We start from the raw sequence: 19,740 nt of genomic DNA, 5'->3' as shown, positions 1-19,740 counted from the left end.
GTATAATCCTCGATATTGGCCTCCAGAATCTGAATATACCCTAAAAAGTTACGATGAGAGCACATACGGTCGCTATTGCAGGCGGAAAAGGCGGTGTCGGCAAGACCAGCATCGCGGTCAATTTAGCGATTGCTCTCGCGCGCTTAAACCACCGGGTATGCCTGCTCGACGATGCCCAAGAACCCGGCCAGGCATGCCATCTTCTAGGTCTGACCGCTCGGCAAACACTCAGTCATTATCTTCGCGGGGAATCTGGCCTGCAGGATGTTCTCCTGAAAGGCCCGTCCGACATCTCTGCGCTGCCTGGGGCAGCCGCGATCAGTCACTACCCGGACATGAATGAGCTTGAGCAAACCCGACTCCTGGAAGGCCTAAAGATCATTGAAAAGCGGCATGACTGGTTGATCATCGACACCGCAGCAGGAACCGGCATTATCACCACCCGGATGATTCACGCCTCACAACGGTTTGCAGTGGTTATCACGCCGGAGCCTACCTCCCTGACAGACGCCTTCGCGCTGCTCAAATCTCTGCGTCGCAATAACTATCGACGCCAAGTCTTGGTTATCGTCAACCTGATCTTCCGCGGTGATAGACCCAAATCGATCTACCGACGTTTTCAGGCCGCCGTACGCAAATACATCGGTTTGGAAACCCATTATCTGGGTGCGATATGGATGGATGAGAGCCTGCGGCTGGCCGCCACGAGACAGACACCCGTGGCGACGCTGCCTGCCGATGACCCATCGTGCCGCCTGTTCATGCGTCTTGCGGATAGTTTACTGAGCAGTTTTGAATCGGATGTGTCGCCAACGGGTTCGTTGGGTGACCATTGGCGGGGGCAGGCGCACCCGGCCGAGCCCCGGCCAAGTGCTGAAATCTTACCTCTTCCCATTCGCCCCCTGGCCTCTCAGAAGACCTCAAACACGCGCCGACCAAATGATCTCTGGTTGAACGCGAGTAAAGAAAATGTCACCGCGCCTGAAATCTACGAGCTCCTGGCAACCTTGTTGAAACAACCAAGCGCTCAAGAGCTGTCGATTGAGCAACTGACCAAGCTGGAACAACAGCTGAAAAATCTGTTGGAGAAAGCGGAAAATCGGAAAGACGGGACATCACCCGCAATAAAAAAGGTCATTTCACAACTGAGAGCACTGCACCCGCCGAAACCTGGCCACTATGACAGTGCCCGGTTCGGAAGCCAGTACCAGCTGATCAACAGCATTAAACAGTTACGGGAGAGCGCCAGCCTAACCGACATGCTCGCAGGCATAACCGGCCAAGCCAAGCCGTAAAAAGGCAATAGAATAATGCCTGACGAATCTATTTCACGTCGACGGTAAAATAATCCACGTCAACGAATCCGGAGTTTTCCGCCGAATCAGCTTGAGCAAATAGCCCAACACGACTCCCTACCCAGCGTCCAGGCTGAGCATCGAATGCATGATCAACCCCTTGCCAGTCTGCCTCATCGGATTCACGCCATTGAAACGTGGCGGCACCTTTATCATCGGTTGCCAAAGACACCTGCACTTCAGCCGAAGATATTTCTGCTATAACCTCAGATTCAGGTGTACAGTCCTGCAGTGTATCCATGCAGGTTTCAAAGACCAATTGCGTCTTCCCATCCTCTCGGCGCAAACCAATCCAGGCATAATCATAGCCGTACAGCAAAAGACCTGACTCGATATCGGCCCCACTGTCGTCCAGAGTAATCTGCGTTCTGACGTCCATGGTTGGACCGTAAAGCATTTGAGTTAGCAGCGCGGGTTGCTGCCAAAGATTGAGCGTCGGCTTGGGTTGCGCAAACAATCGCAAATACCCTTGTTGATCCGTTAGGCTGTACCAGTCATTTTGCCAATTCGCAGACCACTGCCACTGTAAGCCCAGTTTAGAGCCAGAGAAATCATCGCTGGCAGACAAGCCGCCAATGGGTTTTTGATCAGCATCGATTGGCAGCGTTGCCAATGGCTCACCCGTGCCATTGCCATCGAGATCCTGCCCCATAACTGGCCAGCCATTCTCCCATGACATGGTCTGCAAGTGCACAATGCGACCGAAAGGTTCCAGCTCCTGAAAATGGAAGAACCAATCTTTTCCGGTTGGATCGACAACCCATGCGCCCTGGTGAGGACCATTGACGTCGGTCATGCCCTGCTCCAGAGTAATCTGGTACTCATAAGGACCACGAATGTCCTTCGAGCGAAACACCGTTTGCCAGCCTTCTGCCACACCACCCGCTGGCGCAAAAACATAGTAGTAGCCGTCTTTCTTGTAAAACTTCGGCCCCTCCAAAGTTCGAAACCCGGGAATCTGATTGGCATCGATGATGATTTCGCCTTCGTCGAGAACCTCTCGCCCATCCGCTGACATTTTGTGAAGCGTCAAGAGATTGTTAATGCCTGCGCGACTTTTAGCCCAGCCATGCAACAAGTAGGCATTACCATCGTCATCCCACAGCGGCGTCGGATCAATGATGCCCTTGCCCGACAGTAATAAGTGGGGTTCGCTCCAGGGGCCAGCTGGTGATTCAGCCGTACTGACATAAATGCCGAAATCTGGATCAGGCATAAACGCCCAATAAAGCCCATCGTGATATCGCAAACAGGGAGCCCACATGCCTTCGCCATGACGGGGAACTTGAAAATACTCCTGCTCAGGATGGTTCTGCATGACATACCCCACCCGCTCCCAGTTCACCATATCCGTAGAGGTCAGGACGGGAACCCCTGGCTGATGATTAAAACTGGACGCCAGCATGGTGTAAACACCATCAACCTGAACAACATCCGGGTCAGAAAAATCTGCGAAAATAATCGGATTATCGACATCTGCCACGAGGGGACCACACATGAAGACGCTCAACAATGGCATCTGTTTAAGCGCACTTTTATACCAGCTCATTATTCTTCTCATTCCGTGATTCAACAAAAATCTCTCTACACCTCAAAGGTGGCAAGACATACCTACTGACCTGTTGCAATGAAGGAATAGACGATGTGGCAAACCTTATGCAACTGAGATGCTGCATCGAGCCTAGATGGTCGTATTGATGGTATGTTTATTACGCCGTGTATTCCTTTCGATCTATTCGATAGTAGGTAAAACCACCTCAGTAAGCTACGCTTCCCAACAGGCTCAAAACAGCAGGGACCACCAGCGGCAAACCGCAGCCTATGCCTCGGTGATACCTTCAATAACCGGAGCCAGCCCATCGCGATCCAGAGCCTGGACCAGGTCGACAACTTCCTGGTAGAAGGCGTCCAAGTGAGTCAAGTCTTCTCCCCACAAGGATTCACTTGCAAGGATACCGCGAACAGCCGTCGGCAAGTCGCCTGCCTTCCAATGGTTTTGAATGGATTCAATCACGTCAGCGTCGTCAAAAACGTCGAATGCGTTGCCCTGATAGTGACCGCGATACAACACCAGCATTGCAGCGAGAGACGCCGCCAGCGCCTTAAAGTCCGAGGTCCGGTTCTGCAAACTGTCTTTGACCACCGGCAACAATCTCGCCCGCCACTTACTGACGCTGTTCAATGCAATAGCCTGCCATTCATGGTGCAGTGAAGGGTTTGCAAAACGCTGCATAATGTCGTCGGCGTAGGAATTCAGCGCCTCGGCATCCATCGCAATGGTCGGGCAAATTTCCCGGTAGACCAAGTGCCGCATAAAACCTGTTAACAAGGGATCGCAGGTGCCTTGATAGACGGTTTCGATACCGGCTAAACGCGCAATGGAAACCGAGCCCGTGTGCGCACCATTTAAAATTCTCACTTTACGCTGACGATAGAGATCCAGGTCTTCTGTCAGTACGACATTTAATCCGGTACTTTCAGGAAACAGTGCACTCAAGGCAGGCATATCATCTGCTGATGTTTCGATAACCCATTGGTAATAGCATTCCGTTTCAATCAGTTCGTCATCCGCATACCCAAGGACCGATTGCAACTGCTCCCGCCTTTCTTGCGACGGTTTACCGGTAACGATTCGATCAACCAGAGTGTCGCAGAAAAGACATGTCTTTTGGACCCAAGCGCTAAAGCCTTCATCAAGCTGCCAGAGCTCAGCGTGGCGTAGAATGATGTCTTTGAGCACTTGGGCATTATTTTCAATGAGCTCACAACAGAAGATTCTCAAGCCAGCATCTGTATCGCCATTAAAATGCGAGTAGCGCCGATAAAGCAGTTGCGTCAGCTTCGCGGGAAAGCTTTCTGGAGGGGTTGCATCGGCGCGATCCTCTGGCTCAAAATAAATCCCCGCCTCGGTCGTGTTAGAGATAACCCAGGAGAGCTCAGGCTGCTCGGCCAGCGCCATATACCCATCGTAATCATCATAGGGCGTAAGTGCACGCACCTGACTTTCAATCAGCTCGAGGCGATCGACGTCCTCTCCATTCTCGACACCTCGGATATTTAACGTGAATAAACCATCCTGAGCATTAATCGCGTCGATTTGCTGAGCATTTCCACGCCGAAGCTTAATCGCGACAATACCGGCGTTCAAATCGGTGGTTTCATTCAACCGGTGCACAATCCAATTGATAAATCCCTTCAGAAAATTACCGGTACCAAATTGAAGAATTTTTTCAGGTCGGGCAGATAGCCCCTTTAGCTCACGAGTCAGAAGTGGCAAGACTCTCTCCAGTTTATCGACGAATTAAGGCAGGTGATGAGATTAAGCAAGAGAAGAAGGTCGAGGGACACCTTGAGTGCGTCCCTCTGACACGGCAGAAACCTTACTTAGCTTTCGTTGGCAGGCTTGCCAATCGTGGCGAGAATTCCCCCATCCACATAGAGAATTTGTCCGTTGACAAAATTGCTGGCAGCCGCAGAAAGATAGATGGCAGCGCCCTGTAGTTCACTGGGATCACCCCATTTACCCGCCGGCGTTCGACCGATAATAAACTCATTCATGGGATTGCCATCAACGCGGATGGGCTTAGTTTGCTCAGTGGCAAAATAACCCGGTCCGATTCCATTGACTTGAATGTTGTGACGCGCCCATTCCGTAGCCATGTTGCGAGTGAGCATTTTCAAGCCGCCTTTCGCCGCAGCATAAGCTCCGACACTATCACGTCCCAATTCACTCATCATGGAACAGATATTAATCACCTTACCTGCACCGCGATCGATCATGCCTTTGACCACAGCCTTAGACATAACAAATACACCGGTTAAATCGGTATTAATAACCTGCTGCCATTCTTCCAAAGGCATTTCCAACATAGGGATTCGTTTGATGATACCCGCGTTGTTAATCAGGATATCAATCGGACCAACCTCGGACTCTATCGCGGCAACGGCTGATGCCGCTTCCTCTTCATCACAGACGTTAAACTGATAACCGTACGCGGTGTAACCCTTCTCTGACAGAGTGGCAACTGCGTTATCGATTTTTTCTTTTGATGAATGGCCATTGATGATCAGTGTTGCACCGGCACTGGCGAGGCCTTCCGCCATTGCCAGTCCGAGTCCGTGCGTGGCGCCGGTGACCAGGGCCACTTTTCCGGTTAAATCAAACAGTGGATGCGTCATTACTTCATATCCTCGGGAGTCATTTTGTCCATGTCATCGTATTCAAGGTTTTCCCCGGCCATACCCCAGATAAACGTGTAACTGGCGGTTCCCGCACCACAGTGCATGGACCAGGGAGGAGACACCACGGCCTCTTCATTTTTTACCCAAAGATGACGGGTCTCCTGCATTGGCCCCATAAAATGACAAACCGCTTGATCGGCTGGCAAATCAAAATAGAAGTAAGCCTCCATGCGACGGTCGTGAACGTGGGGCGGCATGGTATTCCAGACACTCCCTTCCAGCAGAGTTGTCATGCCCATCTGCAGTTGACAGCTATCGACGACCGAATGAACCAGCAGTTTGCGGATGATGCGCTTGTTACTGGTCTCGGTGGAACCGATTTCCAACACCTCGGCATCACTTTGGCTGATTTTCCGGTGCGGAAAGCTCTTGTGCGCTGGCGCAGAATTCAGATAGAAGCGCGCAGGTTGCGCGGTATCGTTACTGGTGAAAACCACCTCTTTCGCACCGGCACCAACGTATAGCGCTTCTTTAAAATCCAGATCGAAAACCTCATTATCAACGCTGACCTTGCCCGGTCCACCCACGTTAATCACACCAAGTTCCCGGCGACTCAGCAGGTAGTCGGATTTCACCGCATCAATCGTCTCGAGCACTAAGGGGCCGGAAACGGGTTTCGCTCCCCCGACAATTAAGCGTTCATAATGGGTGTAGGTCAGACTTACCTGATCATCCTGAAAAAGGTTTTCCACCAAAAAATGTTTACGTAATTCGGCGGTATCCATGGTTTTGTAATGATCTTCATGGACCGCGAAACGGGTCGAATAGTGAGTGCTCATAGCAGGCTCCGGTCAGAAAGTAGAGGACAGTTCTGATTTGCTGTCTGAGAAGGCACCGATCATTATGAACGGTCCCAAGCCTTTGGGGTCGTTATCAACCACCGGCTCACTCATATAATATTCGTAGCTGCCATCTCGGCCAAATCCAAGACCACCCACCTGACAAACCTGAGTCAATTGCAGCTGATCATCCGCATCAACCAAAACAAACTGATCAATCAGCGCCTGGTAGGATCGCTCCGCAGCTTCTTTGTAAGAATCGGGTAACGCACCGATGTTGACACCTTTCATCAGCATGTAGGTGAACATGGTGCTGGCAGAGGCTTCCTGATAATTTCCAGGCTTTTCAGGCAGATCAACGATCTGATGCCATACGCCATTCGCATCTTGGTATTTCAATAGCGCGTCAGCCAATTGTTGAATCATGCCAGCGAGATCTTCCCGCTGTACTTCGGCATCCGCAGGCAGAAACTCATAGACATCAACCATTGCCATGGCTAACCAACCCATGCCGCGCCCCCAGAAGTAATGGGATAAACCGGTCTCGGGATCCGCCCAATCCTGCGCGCGCTTTTCATCCCAAGCGTGGTAATACAATCCGGTTTCCGGATCACGCAGGTTGTCTCTGGCCACATGAAACTCTTCCATAATCTCATCAATGGCGGCGCCATCTTCGAACATCATGGTGTACTCGGCCAGGAAAGGCATCGCCATATAAACGCCATCCAACCACAACTGGTAGGGATAGCGCTGCTTGTGCCAATAGGCGCCCGCATCAAGGCGAGGATGATCTTCCAGCTGGTCACGAAGTTTTTCAGCCGCTAGACGATACTTGTCTTCCCCGGTGTCTCGATAGAGTTGCAGGAGCATCTTACCGGAATTGATGCGGTCGATATTAAAATCGGACTTTTTGAAAGTTTCCAAATTGCCATCGTCAGTAACGTAGCTGTCGACAATCTGTTTCGCCCACTGGGTAAATTCTTCATTGCCGGTGGATTTTCCGAGCTGGTATACAGATTGTGTTAACAATCCCATGGTGTATTCCCAGTTGGAATCCCGCTGACGCATAGTGTCAAAGTTGCCGAAAGCTAACTCATCACCATGGCGGGCAATCTCGGCCTCAGCAGCACGAACCGCCCACGCCGTTGCGCTGTCAGCGCCGCCCAGCTCAGATTTAATTGCGTCGGATCCGGCATTGCTCATGGCAATACGTGGCGAGTAGGTCAGCTTACTGACTTCCTCGGAAAGCATTGCTTCGACAGAATCTTTAGAGAGGTCCGCACCGGGCTCTTTTTCCCAGACCGAGCCAAAGTAATAGTTCAAGCCTCCGCCTCTGACCTTCAGCAAAACACCATGATTGAATTCATCTTCAATAACTTGTTGGTAGTCTTCGCGCTGAAACAGAACAAACATCGCCAGCTGACTGCCGTCGAGTGCCTGCGGACCTAAGGTCGCCATATAACTCCAGGCAGCACCGGTAATATCGAGGTCACCGGTTATCACAGTCGTATCCGGCAGCTTAACAATACCAACCGCCAACTCTTCCAGTTTTGGATCGGTTTTAAGATCCAGATTGACCATGTGGCTGCCCGCCGTCATGGAAAAACGGGCATCGACATCCGTTGTCATGCCACCGACATTCCAGTCGTCGTAATGTATGGCAAAGGCGGAATACAGATCTCCGTCTTCCAACACCTCTGCCTTTAGATTGGCGACATCGGAAGCTCTGGTTATGGCCCCGTCTTTCCAGTAACCAAAACCCCCGACGCCGACAGCTTTGCCGACTTTGAGGACATCCATTCCCCAATCGGCTAACTCGTGATAACTCTGATATCCATCTAACCCGACCTGATCCAGGGCGAGCTCATGACGCTGTTTTGCGAAGATATCAAAGCCGTTGCGCCAATCCAGATAGATTCGATAACCGATTTTATCGGATTCGATACCCGGTCCTTCATAGCGAATATATTCAGAGTGATCCGTACTTTGCGGCGGAGGATCAACCGCCTCAACATCTTTAAAGACACCGCCTTCATAAACGCGGTCATTCCACTTGCCACCCGCTTTGATGCTAATCTCGGCGTGGGTCCGTTTGGTCGAAGCGACCTCAGGGATGTCACCTTGCATCAATTGCAGGTCGGCGGTTTGTTCGCCGGCCAGATCCAGTAACACCAGCGCCTGATCTTTATCACCGTCGCCATCGGAATCGATAAATTGTGAAGGTACTTGCGCATCGCCCGTAAAAAACGCAAGCGACGTTAAATCGTCATTGGCATCAATACCTAACTCCGGCATCGATAAATACACTGGTGCATCGGATCGCTCAAAGCCGGATGGGTTACTGATTTTTACGTCGGCAATGGCTTGCAATGCGGGTGCGGGCTTCGCCGCTTCTGGCTCGACGGTGCTAACCGCTTCCTCATCTGGCTGACCACAGGCTGAAAGTCCGGTAACCAACGCGGCACTGGTCACCCAAAGAAAAAGCGGTTTGCGAAAAAATTGTGACATAGCTACGGGGTTCTTGTTGGAGAGAAAAAAAGGGCCTCTTCGCAGGAAGAGGCCAAACTAGCGTAGTCAATCGTTACATTAATACTTGTAGGAGAGGCCCAAAGCCCACTGAGTACCTGTCTGTTGTTCAGTGATAATACGACCAATACCTGGTGCCATGTAATCGGTCACTGGCTCGTCCGTCAAGTTGATACCTTCCAGAGAAACACGGAAGTTATCATTGATTTGATAAGCGGCAGAGAAATCCAAGTTACCTGTCTCATCACGATAACGAACGTCATCATTGTCGTCGTCGTTATTAGTAATGTACTCGTCACGATAGGTGTAGGCTAACCGTGTGCTGAACTTATCGTCCTCGTAGTAAACCGTCAGGTTATAAGACAGATCTGACTGACCTTCCAGCTGCTCTCCGGTTGCATCGACTTCGGAATCAACAATGGTAACGTTGCCGATAAAACCAATATTTTGCATCCAAGGCTGAGGCAAGAAGCTCATGTTTTGCTGGTATTGAAATTCCCAGCCATCCAACATACCACCGCCACCATTGATGGCACTGGTCACCTCAAACTCTTCGTCAATTAAATCATCTCGTTGGGCACCCAGCACTGAATCAGGCTGCCCTGTTTCCTGCCAGGACATTCTGGTCTTTTCACTGGTAGGAAACGACTCAATGGCTTTATAAAAATAGGCGACCGACAGCAGCGCCCCTTCATCGAAGTACCATTCTACAGACAGGTCTGTATTCTTGGCACGGAATGGTTCGATAAACGGGTTGCCGTAGCTGACAGCCGGATCGCCGAAGGTGGTGACACTGCCACCGGGGTTTAAAGTTGTGAGGTTAGGACGGGACATGACTTCTGCCCAGCTCGCCCGCAACACTAAATCATCTGTTAAGTTGTAAGCCATATTGATCGACGGCAAAGTATCGTCGTAATCATGAGTCGCGGTAATCGTCTGTCCACCATTGACCCCACGAGCCTTCAGCTCGGTTTCCACCTGACGCACACCGACGTTACCACGGAAGCGATGTCCGGAAATCTCAGTGTCATAATCCAATTGCAGATAATATCCGGTCGCCTCTTCTGTAACCGCTCGATCATCGTTCGCGCTAATAGTTGCCGGCCAACATGCAGAGCTTTGAAACTGAGCGTATTGCGCTGCTCCAGGAATAAAGAATGTTTGGCCACCATAGGTTTTTACTGAGCCATCAGCAGCAGTAACCGTATTCGATATTCCACACGCTGAATTGTCGACCACGCCGTCCGATGCGTCTGCATCACTGAAGGCCAAGTCAGCACGAGTGCCGAGAATTTTGTAATCATACTCACGGCTGGAAAGGCCGGCTTTCAAGGTAAAGATGTCGGTCAGTATGTATTCTGCATCTAACTTTAAAGAATCAGATTCAGTACTGGCGTCATAAATACGATCACGAAACTCGGAGACTTCCCAGTTTGCAGGATCAGTCGTATCGAAGCTGTAGTCGAGGCTCGGGCTGTGCTGGTTGGACATATCGTAGGTTAACGCAGAAGAGTTATCTGCATAGTTCAATGCTTTACGAGTATCACCATCGCTAAAGTGCTCATAAATCAGAGTGGTTTCACGATTATCCAGAACAGATTCGGAGGTTGAATACATCACATTGACTTTGAGATTATCGCCAATGTATTGCTCTAAATTAATACCATATTGAGTAAATTCAGATTCCCAATCAGCATCAAAAGATTCTGACCGAACATCAACACCATCCATCGTCGCCGAGGTCATGGTGTTGTTAGGATCAAGGGTATAAGCCGCCACATCCGTTTCATCGACACCGGTATCACCAGTACGCGCCAGGGAGATCGCCTCCATAAATGGCTCGCTGCGGGAAGACTGAACATTTGCACGCAGCGCGTCTATAGTTACCGTAGTCGATTCAGTAGGACGAAATTGGAAAGCCGCTGTCAGACCATAACGATCCTGCTCATCGACTTTATCCATCATCCTGGGGAAACGGGGATGTTGCGCCGACGTAACGGCGGCCACATCAGCGGGCGTTTCACAGGCACTACAAGAACCAAACTCATCGGCTGTCCAACGTCCAGTATCTACACCTGTTGTCGTCGTTACCTTTTGATCAGCAGATGCTGAAAACAAAGCACCGAAGGTTTCATCTTCGTTGGTCCAACTAAACAGACCACTACCGCGAGGCTTTAACTCTGTTGACTGGTCGTTATAGGTTTCTTGAATATTGAGAGCAACGGTAAGAGGCTCATAATCAAAAGGGCGTCCTGTATGCAGGTTAACGGTCGCACCTAAAGAGCCTTCTTCAAGCTCCGCTGATTGCGTTTTATAAACATCAATACGATTGAATAACTCGGACGCAAAAACGTTAAAGTCGAATGCGCGGCTTGTACGAACACCACCGGAACCGGCGGCTAGTGATTGCCCCATAGCGTCATTAATCATAACGCTGGTGTAGCTGGCATCGAGACCACGTACAGTAATCTCACGCCCTTCACCGCCTTCGCGGGAAATCGCAATACCCGGAATGCGCTGTAGAGATTCTGCCAAATTGTTATCAGGAAAATCAGCGATGTCTTCGGCCATAATGGAGTCAACAGCACCAACGGATTCACGTTTGACGTCCAATGCAGCTTCGAGACTACCACGGAAGCCGGAAGCGGTAACAACGACCTCCTCGATTGGCAGTCCGCTGGAAGGAGCTTCGGTAACATCTTCAACTTCTTCCTGAGCAAAGGAAAGAGGAGCATACCCTGAAACGAACATAGCGTTGGCAGCAATAATGCTGGACGCCAGTAGACTTTTACCTGGTGTTTTTATCATCATTTCTTCTCCCGCTGGCGTTCTCTGCCCATCCTGAACAAAGTCGACCTCGCTGTTTCTTTATCATTCTGTATCGATTTAAGATCGATGTATTTTTTTGTTTGTGGACTTTGTACAACAAAGGTCCTCGGTCTCTGATGTCCGCATCAAGACCTACACCATAAGACAGGTGCCTCCGGTAGCATTAATAGTACTTAACTTTGCCACCGGTGGCAAGAGGGTGACAAAAGAATTTATGATTGGCGTCGCAAATTAAAAATAACCATTCCAAAGCCTGAGATCTGTCACCTCTTACTACGACACCAACACGGAGAATAACCACAATAATGGAGTAACAATGCCATCCAAACTCAACAACAAATGCCGATGGATTACTGGAACCGTTTTGCTCATCAGCCTCACTATCAATGGATGCGCGCTGCAGCCTTCCAAAAGCCAGCCCGCCGACCCGGTTGTATCCCGAACGTGGATCAACCTTGATGCGCCCTACCCCCAAAGTCACGCGTCGACAATTGCCCAAGCTGCCGATGGCAGTATGGTTGCCGCCTGGTTCGGAGGGCTTCACGAGCGCCATGCAAACGTTAAAATTTATGTGGCGAGGTATATTGATCGCCAATGGACGCAGGTCGCCGCCATCGACCAATCTCTTGATAAACAGGGCAGACAAGTTCCCCTTTGGAACCCGGTTTTGATGCAACCCCCCGAAGGAAACCTGCGACTCTTCTATAAAGCCGGACCAAATCCTCGCGAATGGTGGGGACTGGTTACGGAATCACCGGACGGCGGTAAGACATGGTCAGAACCCAAACGCCTACCCTCAGGCATTCTGGGGCCAAGCAAAAATAAGCCGATTGCCACAGCAATGGGAAGTTGGTTGATACCGGCAAGCGAAGAAACGGATAACGGTTGGAGCCTGCATTTTGAATCCAGCATTGATGAAGGCCTGACCTGGCAACCTACTGCCAGCCCGGAAAATCCGCTACACATCGACGCGATACAAGCCAGCCTTCTAACCTATGCGAATGGCAGTTTGCAGGCCATTGCGAGAACCAAACAAGGTGTGCTCGCCAGCACCTGGTCATGGGACAGAGGCAAACACTGGTCGCCACTGGCAGCGCTACCTCTTCCCAACCCGAATTCCGGTACGGATGCCGTCACACTCGCCGATGGCCGTCAACTGCTGGTTTACAACCACAGTGCACACAACCCCGAGACTCCCGGCAAAGGCCCCCGCTACCCTCTTAACATCGCTCTATCCGATGACGGAATTCACTGGGAAAACGTCTATACATTGGAAAGCAACCCCATTCCAGAGGGCTACGCCTACCCTGCGGTCATTCAATCGGACGATGGCAAAGTGCACATTACCTATACCGTAGGCCGAAAACGTATCCGGCATCTTGTCATCGACCCGGAAATGTTGGTATCTAGGCAAGAGAGCCTTTAAACAAATCCAGCATGGCGGACCAAGCACGCTCCGCCTGCTTTTGGTTATAGGCTTTGGAATCCGGAGGACACCACCCGTGCAGAGTATCCGGATAAACCTCGATTTCTGCCGCAAGATCGTTTGCGGCAAATGCATCTTTTAGAATGGTTTTGGTTTGCGGCTCTTTGGCGTCATCGTTTGTTGCAATCGCAATTAAAAAACTGGCATTCATTTTGGGAATTAATAAATGAGGACTGTCGGCAGAATCCGTGGCCAGTCCGCCTCCATGAAAGATACCAGCGGCTCGAATACGATCAGCGCCGATAGCCGCAGTCTGCATGACCATTGGCCCACCCATGCAGTACCCTGTCGTCGCCATGCCCCGGCTAGAATCAACGCCAGCCTGAGCATCGAGCCAGCCAAGAAAAGCAACCGCATCGGTGTTGACTGTCGCGGTCGACAGCTGCTGGCGTAACGGCACGACAATTTTGCGGGTTTCTTGATCAAAGACGGCCCCTTCCGGAATAACCGGAGCCACCGCTGAGCGATAGTAGGGATTAATCACTAAAACGGCATAACCAGACTCCGCCAAACGCTGAGCCATAAGCTTAAAGGCTGGGCGCAAACCGAGAATATCCGGCCAAATTAAGACACCAGGGTGCTTACCCGCGGATGGGTGAACGTAGTAAGCATCGGCTTTACCGTCGGGCGTTTCTATACTGACATCACGACCGGATACCGACAGCGCATTGGCGGGCGCGGGCATTAATGCCGCCAAGGTCATACCAAGTCCAAGCCGCCCAAAATCCCGCCGATTGAATCCCGATTTTTCCAGAAACGCCTGCTGATCCCGCAGAGTTGATTCGTCGCACATACGCTTAAGTCCTCAGGGCATGAGTTATCGCATAGAGTATTATCCACACACAGAAGCATGGACCTCCACAGCCGGTGGAGGTTCACACACAAGACGTCAGCACCATGCCACGTCGGCAATGGAATCACCAGAAGAAACGACCACGAATCGACCTCCGGCAAAATGATTCGACGCCCTTCAGCAGATGGTGGATTTATGGGGCTCTATCGTGGGCTCTAGCGATGATCTTTCCGCATAACGCACCTGCCTCTAGATGGAAAACTGAGCGAGAGCCCGCTCAAGAAGCTCATGTGCCTGCGTCGATGACAACTGACGTCGGCGCACACTGTTAGCAAAACCCGGCCCCTCGCTTCCGTATTCAGAAAATCTAACCTCTTCAGGCATTAACGGCAGGCGCTCGCCTTCGGGATTGGTATAGTTCATCGATGCCCAGCCGTCAGCGGCAATATGGTCGTCCATCCAACATTTTAGATAGGTCGACATTGGCACCACCGACATATTATTGCCGGCTCGCCAAGGTCTCCCCAGAAACGCTGACCGAGCAGGAACACCCTGCTCCCGAGTCAGACGGCAGGCATGAAAGACAAAACCGATAGGGTCTTGTTCGAGAGTACTGGGCGCTGCGATATACCCCTGAACTTCAGCATCCTGCCGATAGCGAACCTGCAACTCGCAATCGCGAAATAGCGCCAGTGCCGCACCGAAAATAAAATCCACATCACCCGAAATAAAACAACGGTCGAATTGTGCTCTCTGACCATCGACGAACAAGGTGTCTTGTCGGCCAGTCACCCGCAAGTTATGCAATTGAGCGTCTGTTGCACCACGGTTCAACGCCAAAGCAACGGCTTGGCGCCCTCCAGAGGTTTCAGCATCAAACCCATCTTCATCGCCGTAGGTATTGGCGATGGTCAGGTTGCTAGCGCGAAACCCAGGAGCGTCAACAATGATCGTGCCACTGCGAAATGTGCCCCATGCAACGCCTTCGTCGTCGAGCTTACCTGCCGCCGCGTCAAAATAAACCACTGAGCGTTCTGGCCCAGCTCCAACAATCTGTACATTCGGGCGGGAGACATTCACCTTCTCTCGATATCGACCCGGCGCCAGGAATATTCGATAGGGTTTTTCCTGCTCGGGTGGAGCAGCATCAAGAGCTGCAGCCAACGATCGGTAAACAGGCTGCCTGAAGGCACGCCCATCACTTTTCGAAACCACCGCATCACAGCCAGCAAGGGGATTGTCGTTTGCAAACACTGAACCTGACAGCAAACTGCCAGAGACACCACCAACCAACCCAACAAATGCGCGCCGATCACAACATTTAGACACCAACTTTTCCCTCTTCAAATATATCCTTCAACACAACGGCACTCTGCTGGCGTTAGCCACGCAGCAAAATCCGCCTCAATAGCGATAACGCAATCCCAATAGAATTTCCGGCCCCGTCTGATAGTAATCTTGCCAACGCTGAGAGGAATCGGAATACCAGCTTGTCGCCTCATCGGTCAAATTAATGCCCTCCAACGAGACAGAAAGGTGATCATCAAAATCGTAAGCAATAGACGCATCGACGTTAAAGGTTTCGTCTGTTCCCCAGATATCCTGATTGGATGGACCCGGAATGCCTCGCGTATAGCGACTGCGATAAGCGCCAGATACCCGCACAGACCAATTGTATTTTTCATAGTAGAGGGTTGCGTTGTAGGCATTTTTCGACAACCCCAGCAGCGGGCCTGTTACCGTGTTATCCGGGTCCCCACCCACCAAATAATCGATCTCAGAATCCACATAGGTGTAGTTCAATAAGATGCCAAAACCATCCAGCCAATCTGCCATTACTCCCAGAGGTTGTTGCAAACCGACTTCAACGCCTTTGAGAGGCCCACCCTCTGTATTGACCGGCTGAGATACCTGAAAGACATCGTCCGTTGACGCGCCGGTTCCCTCCAGTGCACTAGGATCCAGTCCGGTATCGGCAAACGACAACCCTGTCTGAGTCAATGTTTGCGTGTAGGTATCTATGTCTTTATAGAAGAGCCCTAGCGCAACCATTGTTTCAGCAACGGGATACCACTCAACGGACAGGTCATAGGTTGTTGCCTGTATCGGATCCAAATCCGGATTACCGCTAGAGACATAGGCCACTCCATCCCCCGTGGAAATCGAGGTATTCGGGGAGACGGATCCCAGCGTCGGGCGAGTCATTACTTTGGCCGTACTGAAACGAAACAACAGCTCATCACTGGGCGCCAGAACAAGGTTCAATGCTGGTAGCCAATTATCGTAAGTACGACTTTCGGCAACACGCTGATAGTTGTCGCCGCTCTGTACAAATCCATCTGACCACTGATCCGTTTTCACATAGCGAATGCCGACGTCACCGCGCAGCTCCATACCGGCAATTTCTTTAAAGAAATTCACCTGCAGATAGGCACCGGTGTCTTCCTCTTCGACCTCGCGTATTAATCCTCGCGCACTGCCGCTCTCCTCCGCGTACATCGTGAAATCACCGGTATTGCTGTAAATTCCGAACACCTCATCAAAACCGCTGATACTTGGCAGCAGCCAGGTCACACCATCCGGCCCAGTGTAGGATTCGCTGATATCAGCAATAGAGACACCTTCGGGTAATTCCGGTTGAATTTGCGTGCTCAACGTCCGGCGTGCAAAGCTATTGAAATTGAAACGCTTGTATTGAACTCCCACCAGCACACTGATGCTATCGGTGGCAATAAACTCCGTGTCAAATTGCAGTGTCTCTTCTGTATATTCTGTCCAACTTGGATTCAGGCGAATCTCGGGCGCCACGGTAGAACCATCCTCCAGGGTGATGGGAGGGCCAACGTACCAGGTATCGGGATCATTGACGTCCGTACCATAAGCAACGTCGAGCTCCCCCGCCCCGCCAGTTGCATCAAAGGTAAATCCCTGTGAGTCGTAAGAATCCATTTGCACGGTGGTTTCTATGGGGTTACTGAAATCAGATTTTGCATACCCTGCCAGCCCAGAAAGAGAGAAGCGATCCGAGAATTGGTGGTCGCCAGAAAAAGTAACCTGGGTATACTTTGTATTGGATTCATCCAGCATGTTTTCAGTACGAAGATCGACATTATCCATGGTGCCCGCCACCATGTTGCTTCCCTGAAAAGCGACATCCCGAACAACAATACCCGGTTGATCACTGTAAAAGACACCTTGAACATATTTTTCCCGACGCGATACATCCAGATCTGAATAGAGAACATCGAGGTTCAGAAGCGTTTGATCCGACGGTGAAAATTGGAAGGCCGCGGTTAAACCCAGCCGCTCTTGTTCCGTCGATTGATATACAGATCGTGGAAATCTTGGCACATAAACATCGGGATTATTGATCTCTGCAACTGTGTAACCTGCCGGCTGAGCTTCGCCATAGCAACGCCCGGCAATATCAGCCGGATCGCAAAATCCACCGGCAAAATCGCCGCCATAATAGACCCCGGAACTGTCACCGACTTGATCGACCGTACGCTCAGAGTAAGCTGCCGAAAACAGCGCACCAAGCTTTCCATCCGCAAAGGTATTACTGATTAGGAACGCTGCCCGTGGCGTAAATTCTTCAGATTGGCCATTAAAGCCACCCTGAACAGACGTACCAACGGTAAAATCGTCATAATCAAATGGGCGCCCAGTTTGAAGATCGACCGTAGCACCAAGAGAACCCTCATCAACATTGGCGGAGGATGTTTTACGCACAGTGATGCTATTAAAAAGTTCGGATGCAAAGACGTTAAAATCAAAACCGCGGGTAGAATTACCCTCGGTTGCAGCCTGCGCCTCCATTCCGTTAATTCTGACGCGAGTAAAATCTGCCCCCAGACCCCGCACCGAAATCTGGCGTCCCTCGCCCCTTTCACGAGTGATGGACACACCGGGAACACGCTGTAACGATTCTGCCAGGTTGGTATCAGGAAATTTTGCGATATCTTCTGCGACAATCACATCGACAACGCCTGTACTTTCCTTTTTTATGGATATTGCTTTATCCAAACTGCGCCGAAAACCAGTAACACTAACTTCTTCCATTAGCTCAGGAGCGTCGACGTCATCCGAGGGCATATCGGAATTTTCATCAGCAGCCCAGACAAAAGTGGGTGCCAGTGTCGCAGCAATAACGACAGATAATATTTTTTTAGGATAACGAAGACGCTGAAATGGTCGACAGGGATTGTGGAAAAACATGAGACTCTCCTTCCATTGGTGACTCTACATTGATTCGATACCACAGAATCAGGGGGTTATTGTTATTGAATGAACATCTGGCAGAAACGCTGATTAGACCAGCAAAAATCGTAGAACCGCCTCTTTATTTGTTTTATAGGCAACAGCACGCTGACCACTCCATGAGTTTACTTAACACACCAACTCACGATCCAACCTAAAATGGTAGCGCTACCAATATAATATTAAAAACATTAACGCCTGACGATCACTAACGTCAACATTTATTCGTCAGCGAACGAAAAAATTTATCAACCCACACGGAATAAAACGTGAGCACCCCAATAAATTTCCCCGTTAAAATAAATGAATACACCGAGCAGTAGCCTCAATGCAGCGGGTATGCAGCATTGAGTCACCATGCGTGCCTATAAAGCGTATTTGTCACAAGTGGGGATACTAACGTTGCGGAGGAATACCATCGCTAGAGCGCTGCACCAATCGATGCTCTAAGGTCACCAAGCGGTTTTTTGCCTTTCCTCCAGCCGCAACCTGGCGGATTTTATCTAGCAAGAGATCGACCGCAACTTGAGAAATTTCTGAGATGGGCTGGCGAATGGTGGTTAATTCCGGCCAAACAATGGTGGCCACAGCGGTATCATCAAACCCGCAAACCGTAAGATCTGTAGGGACATCCAGGTGCAAACGATGCGCAGCGGCGACAGTTGCAGCGGCCATATCATCATTGCTCGCGAAAATGGCCGTCGGCATCCTCGCCCGGCCGAGCAGTTTTTCGGCCGCCAAAAGTCCAGATCGATAGGTAAAATCACCCTGTGCCACCAAGTGTTTGGAGAGTCTTACTCCAGCTTCCCCCAGGGCATCGACAAACCCCTGAAGACGTTGTGCGCTTGCAACCTGATTGAGATTCCCCTGGATAAAACCGATTTTTCGATGCCCCAATGACAGAAGATGACGGGTCATATCCTGAGCCGCAACATAATCGTTGATGCCAACAACGGAACAAACGTCTGCCGTACCGCCACCGGCAACTGCCACGACCGGTGTTCCACTCTGGGATAAGAGATCGTAGATAATGCTCGAGTCCGACAACGGAGGCGGCAAGATAACACCATCGATTCCGGCATCAATCAAACGCCTCACACTGCCTTCGGCAGCCTCGCCATCCTCGCACTTTTCGACAATAAGCTGCACCTGCTTACGTTGCGCCTGCTCCAGGCTGCCCAGCAGAAGCTCGCTTAAATACGCAGAACTGGGATTGTTGTACAGAAGTGCAATTCGTTGCACTGCGGCACCGGCGAGATTTCTAGCCGCCTGATTGGGCGCATACCCCAAGGTTGCAATGGCGGCATTGACGAGTCGTTTTTTATCGTCCCTCACCCGCTCACCATTGATGACCCGGGACACCGTCATGGGGGATACACCGGCTTTTTTAGCAACGTCCGTGATGGTGGGGCCAGAATGCCGACGTCTGCCACCTTTCCCACCGGACTCTTTGTCAGAACTGCGTTTCAC

The 19,740-nt window shown here is 50.8% G+C and carries 12 protein-coding genes; 2 read left to right on the top strand and 10 right to left on the bottom strand.

What is annotated here, in order from left to right:
- Positions 1–53: 53 nt before the first annotated feature.
- Positions 54–1,295 (top strand): AAA family ATPase, encoded by a 1,242-nt coding sequence (locus ACXAFR_RS04005; RefSeq protein WP_475172212.1) that lies wholly within the window; start codon positions 54–56, stop codon positions 1,293–1,295.
- A 28-nt stretch (positions 1,296–1,323) separates the two neighbouring features.
- Here the strand turns inward: ACXAFR_RS04005 and ACXAFR_RS04000 are convergent, their stop codons facing one another.
- From ACXAFR_RS04000 to ACXAFR_RS03975, 6 genes are all read right to left on the bottom strand, one after another.
- Positions 1,324–2,904 carry a glycoside hydrolase family 43 protein gene (locus ACXAFR_RS04000; protein WP_475172210.1) on the bottom strand — a complete coding sequence of 527 codons (1,581 nt, stop codon included), beginning with the start codon at positions 2,902–2,904 and terminating at the stop codon, positions 1,324–1,326.
- Positions 2,905–3,174: 270 nt separating this feature from the next.
- On the bottom strand, positions 3,175–4,632 hold the full coding sequence (locus ACXAFR_RS03995; protein WP_475172207.1) for a tagaturonate reductase: 1,458 nt from the start codon (positions 4,630–4,632) through the stop codon (positions 3,175–3,177).
- Positions 4,633–4,739: 107 nt separating this feature from the next.
- A complete protein-coding gene (locus tag ACXAFR_RS03990) occupies positions 4,740–5,534 on the bottom strand; it encodes a gluconate 5-dehydrogenase (RefSeq protein ID WP_475172206.1) in 795 nt (264 codons plus the stop codon).
- The gene (gene kduI / locus ACXAFR_RS03985; protein ID WP_475172204.1) at positions 5,534–6,376 is read right to left on the bottom strand and encodes a 5-dehydro-4-deoxy-D-glucuronate isomerase; all 843 of its coding nucleotides are present in this window, start codon (positions 6,374–6,376) and stop codon (positions 5,534–5,536) included. The genes ACXAFR_RS03990 and kduI overlap by 1 nt, the downstream gene beginning before the upstream one ends.
- Positions 6,377–6,388: 12 nt before the next feature.
- Positions 6,389–8,884 carry a glycoside hydrolase family 88 protein gene (locus ACXAFR_RS03980; RefSeq protein WP_475172201.1) on the bottom strand — a complete coding sequence of 832 codons (2,496 nt, stop codon included), beginning with the start codon at positions 8,882–8,884 and terminating at the stop codon, positions 6,389–6,391.
- Positions 8,885–8,962: 78 nt separating this feature from the next.
- Positions 8,963–11,713, bottom strand: coding sequence for a TonB-dependent receptor (locus ACXAFR_RS03975; RefSeq protein ID WP_475172199.1), 2,751 nt, complete (start codon positions 11,711–11,713; stop codon positions 8,963–8,965).
- Between the two features lie 334 nt (positions 11,714–12,047).
- Between ACXAFR_RS03975 and ACXAFR_RS03970 the strand changes: the two genes are divergently transcribed.
- Positions 12,048–13,157 (top strand): sialidase family protein, encoded by a 1,110-nt coding sequence (locus ACXAFR_RS03970; protein WP_475172197.1) that lies wholly within the window; start codon positions 12,048–12,050, stop codon positions 13,155–13,157.
- Here the strand turns inward: ACXAFR_RS03970 and ACXAFR_RS03965 are convergent.
- From ACXAFR_RS03965 to ACXAFR_RS03950, 4 genes are all read right to left on the bottom strand, one after another.
- A complete protein-coding gene (locus ACXAFR_RS03965) occupies positions 13,138–14,010 on the bottom strand; it encodes a dienelactone hydrolase family protein (protein WP_475172193.1) in 873 nt (290 codons plus the stop codon). The two genes, ACXAFR_RS03970 and ACXAFR_RS03965, sit on opposite strands and share 20 nt — an antisense overlap.
- Before the next feature lie 249 nt (positions 14,011–14,259).
- Complete coding sequence (locus ACXAFR_RS03960) at positions 14,260–15,339, bottom strand: pectinesterase family protein (RefSeq protein WP_475172191.1); 1,080 nt, start codon at positions 15,337–15,339, stop codon at positions 14,260–14,262.
- A gap of 75 nt (positions 15,340–15,414) precedes the next feature.
- A complete protein-coding gene (locus ACXAFR_RS03955; RefSeq protein WP_475172190.1) occupies positions 15,415–18,228 on the bottom strand; it encodes a TonB-dependent receptor in 2,814 nt (937 codons plus the stop codon).
- A gap of 438 nt (positions 18,229–18,666) precedes the next feature.
- Entirely contained in the window at positions 18,667–19,740 is a 1,074-nt protein-coding gene (locus tag ACXAFR_RS03950) for a LacI family DNA-binding transcriptional regulator (protein ID WP_475172188.1), read from the bottom strand.

It is taken from the genome of Pseudomaricurvus sp. ABR4_320, from assembly GCF_056159445.1.
The sequence above is the reverse complement of the archived record's forward strand: the minus strand, read 5'-3'. Positions and strand labels throughout refer to the sequence as shown.

What these genes read in the sequence shown, in the direction of transcription:
- ACXAFR_RS03990 (WP_475172206.1), bottom strand. Translation starts at nt 5,534, where the DNA reads ATGACGCATCCACTGTTTGATTTAACCGGAAAAGTGGCCCTGGTCACC.
- ACXAFR_RS03975 (WP_475172199.1), bottom strand. Translation starts at nt 11,713, where the DNA reads ATGATGATAAAAACACCAGGTAAAAGTCTACTGGCGTCCAGCATTATT.
- ACXAFR_RS03955 (WP_475172190.1), bottom strand. Translation starts at nt 18,228, where the DNA reads ATGTTTTTCCACAATCCCTGTCGACCATTTCAGCGTCTTCGTTATCCT.
- kduI (WP_475172204.1), bottom strand. Translation starts at nt 6,376, where the DNA reads ATGAGCACTCACTATTCGACCCGTTTCGCGGTCCATGAAGATCATTAC.
- ACXAFR_RS04000 (WP_475172210.1), bottom strand. Translation starts at nt 2,904, where the DNA reads ATGAGCTGGTATAAAAGTGCGCTTAAACAGATGCCATTGTTGAGCGTC.
- ACXAFR_RS04005 (WP_475172212.1), top strand. Translation starts at nt 54, where the DNA reads ATGAGAGCACATACGGTCGCTATTGCAGGCGGAAAAGGCGGTGTCGGC.
- ACXAFR_RS03980 (WP_475172201.1), bottom strand. Translation starts at nt 8,884, where the DNA reads ATGTCACAATTTTTTCGCAAACCGCTTTTTCTTTGGGTGACCAGTGCC.
- ACXAFR_RS03965 (WP_475172193.1), bottom strand. Translation starts at nt 14,010, where the DNA reads ATGTGCGACGAATCAACTCTGCGGGATCAGCAGGCGTTTCTGGAAAAA.
- ACXAFR_RS03970 (WP_475172197.1), top strand. Translation starts at nt 12,048, where the DNA reads ATGCCATCCAAACTCAACAACAAATGCCGATGGATTACTGGAACCGTT.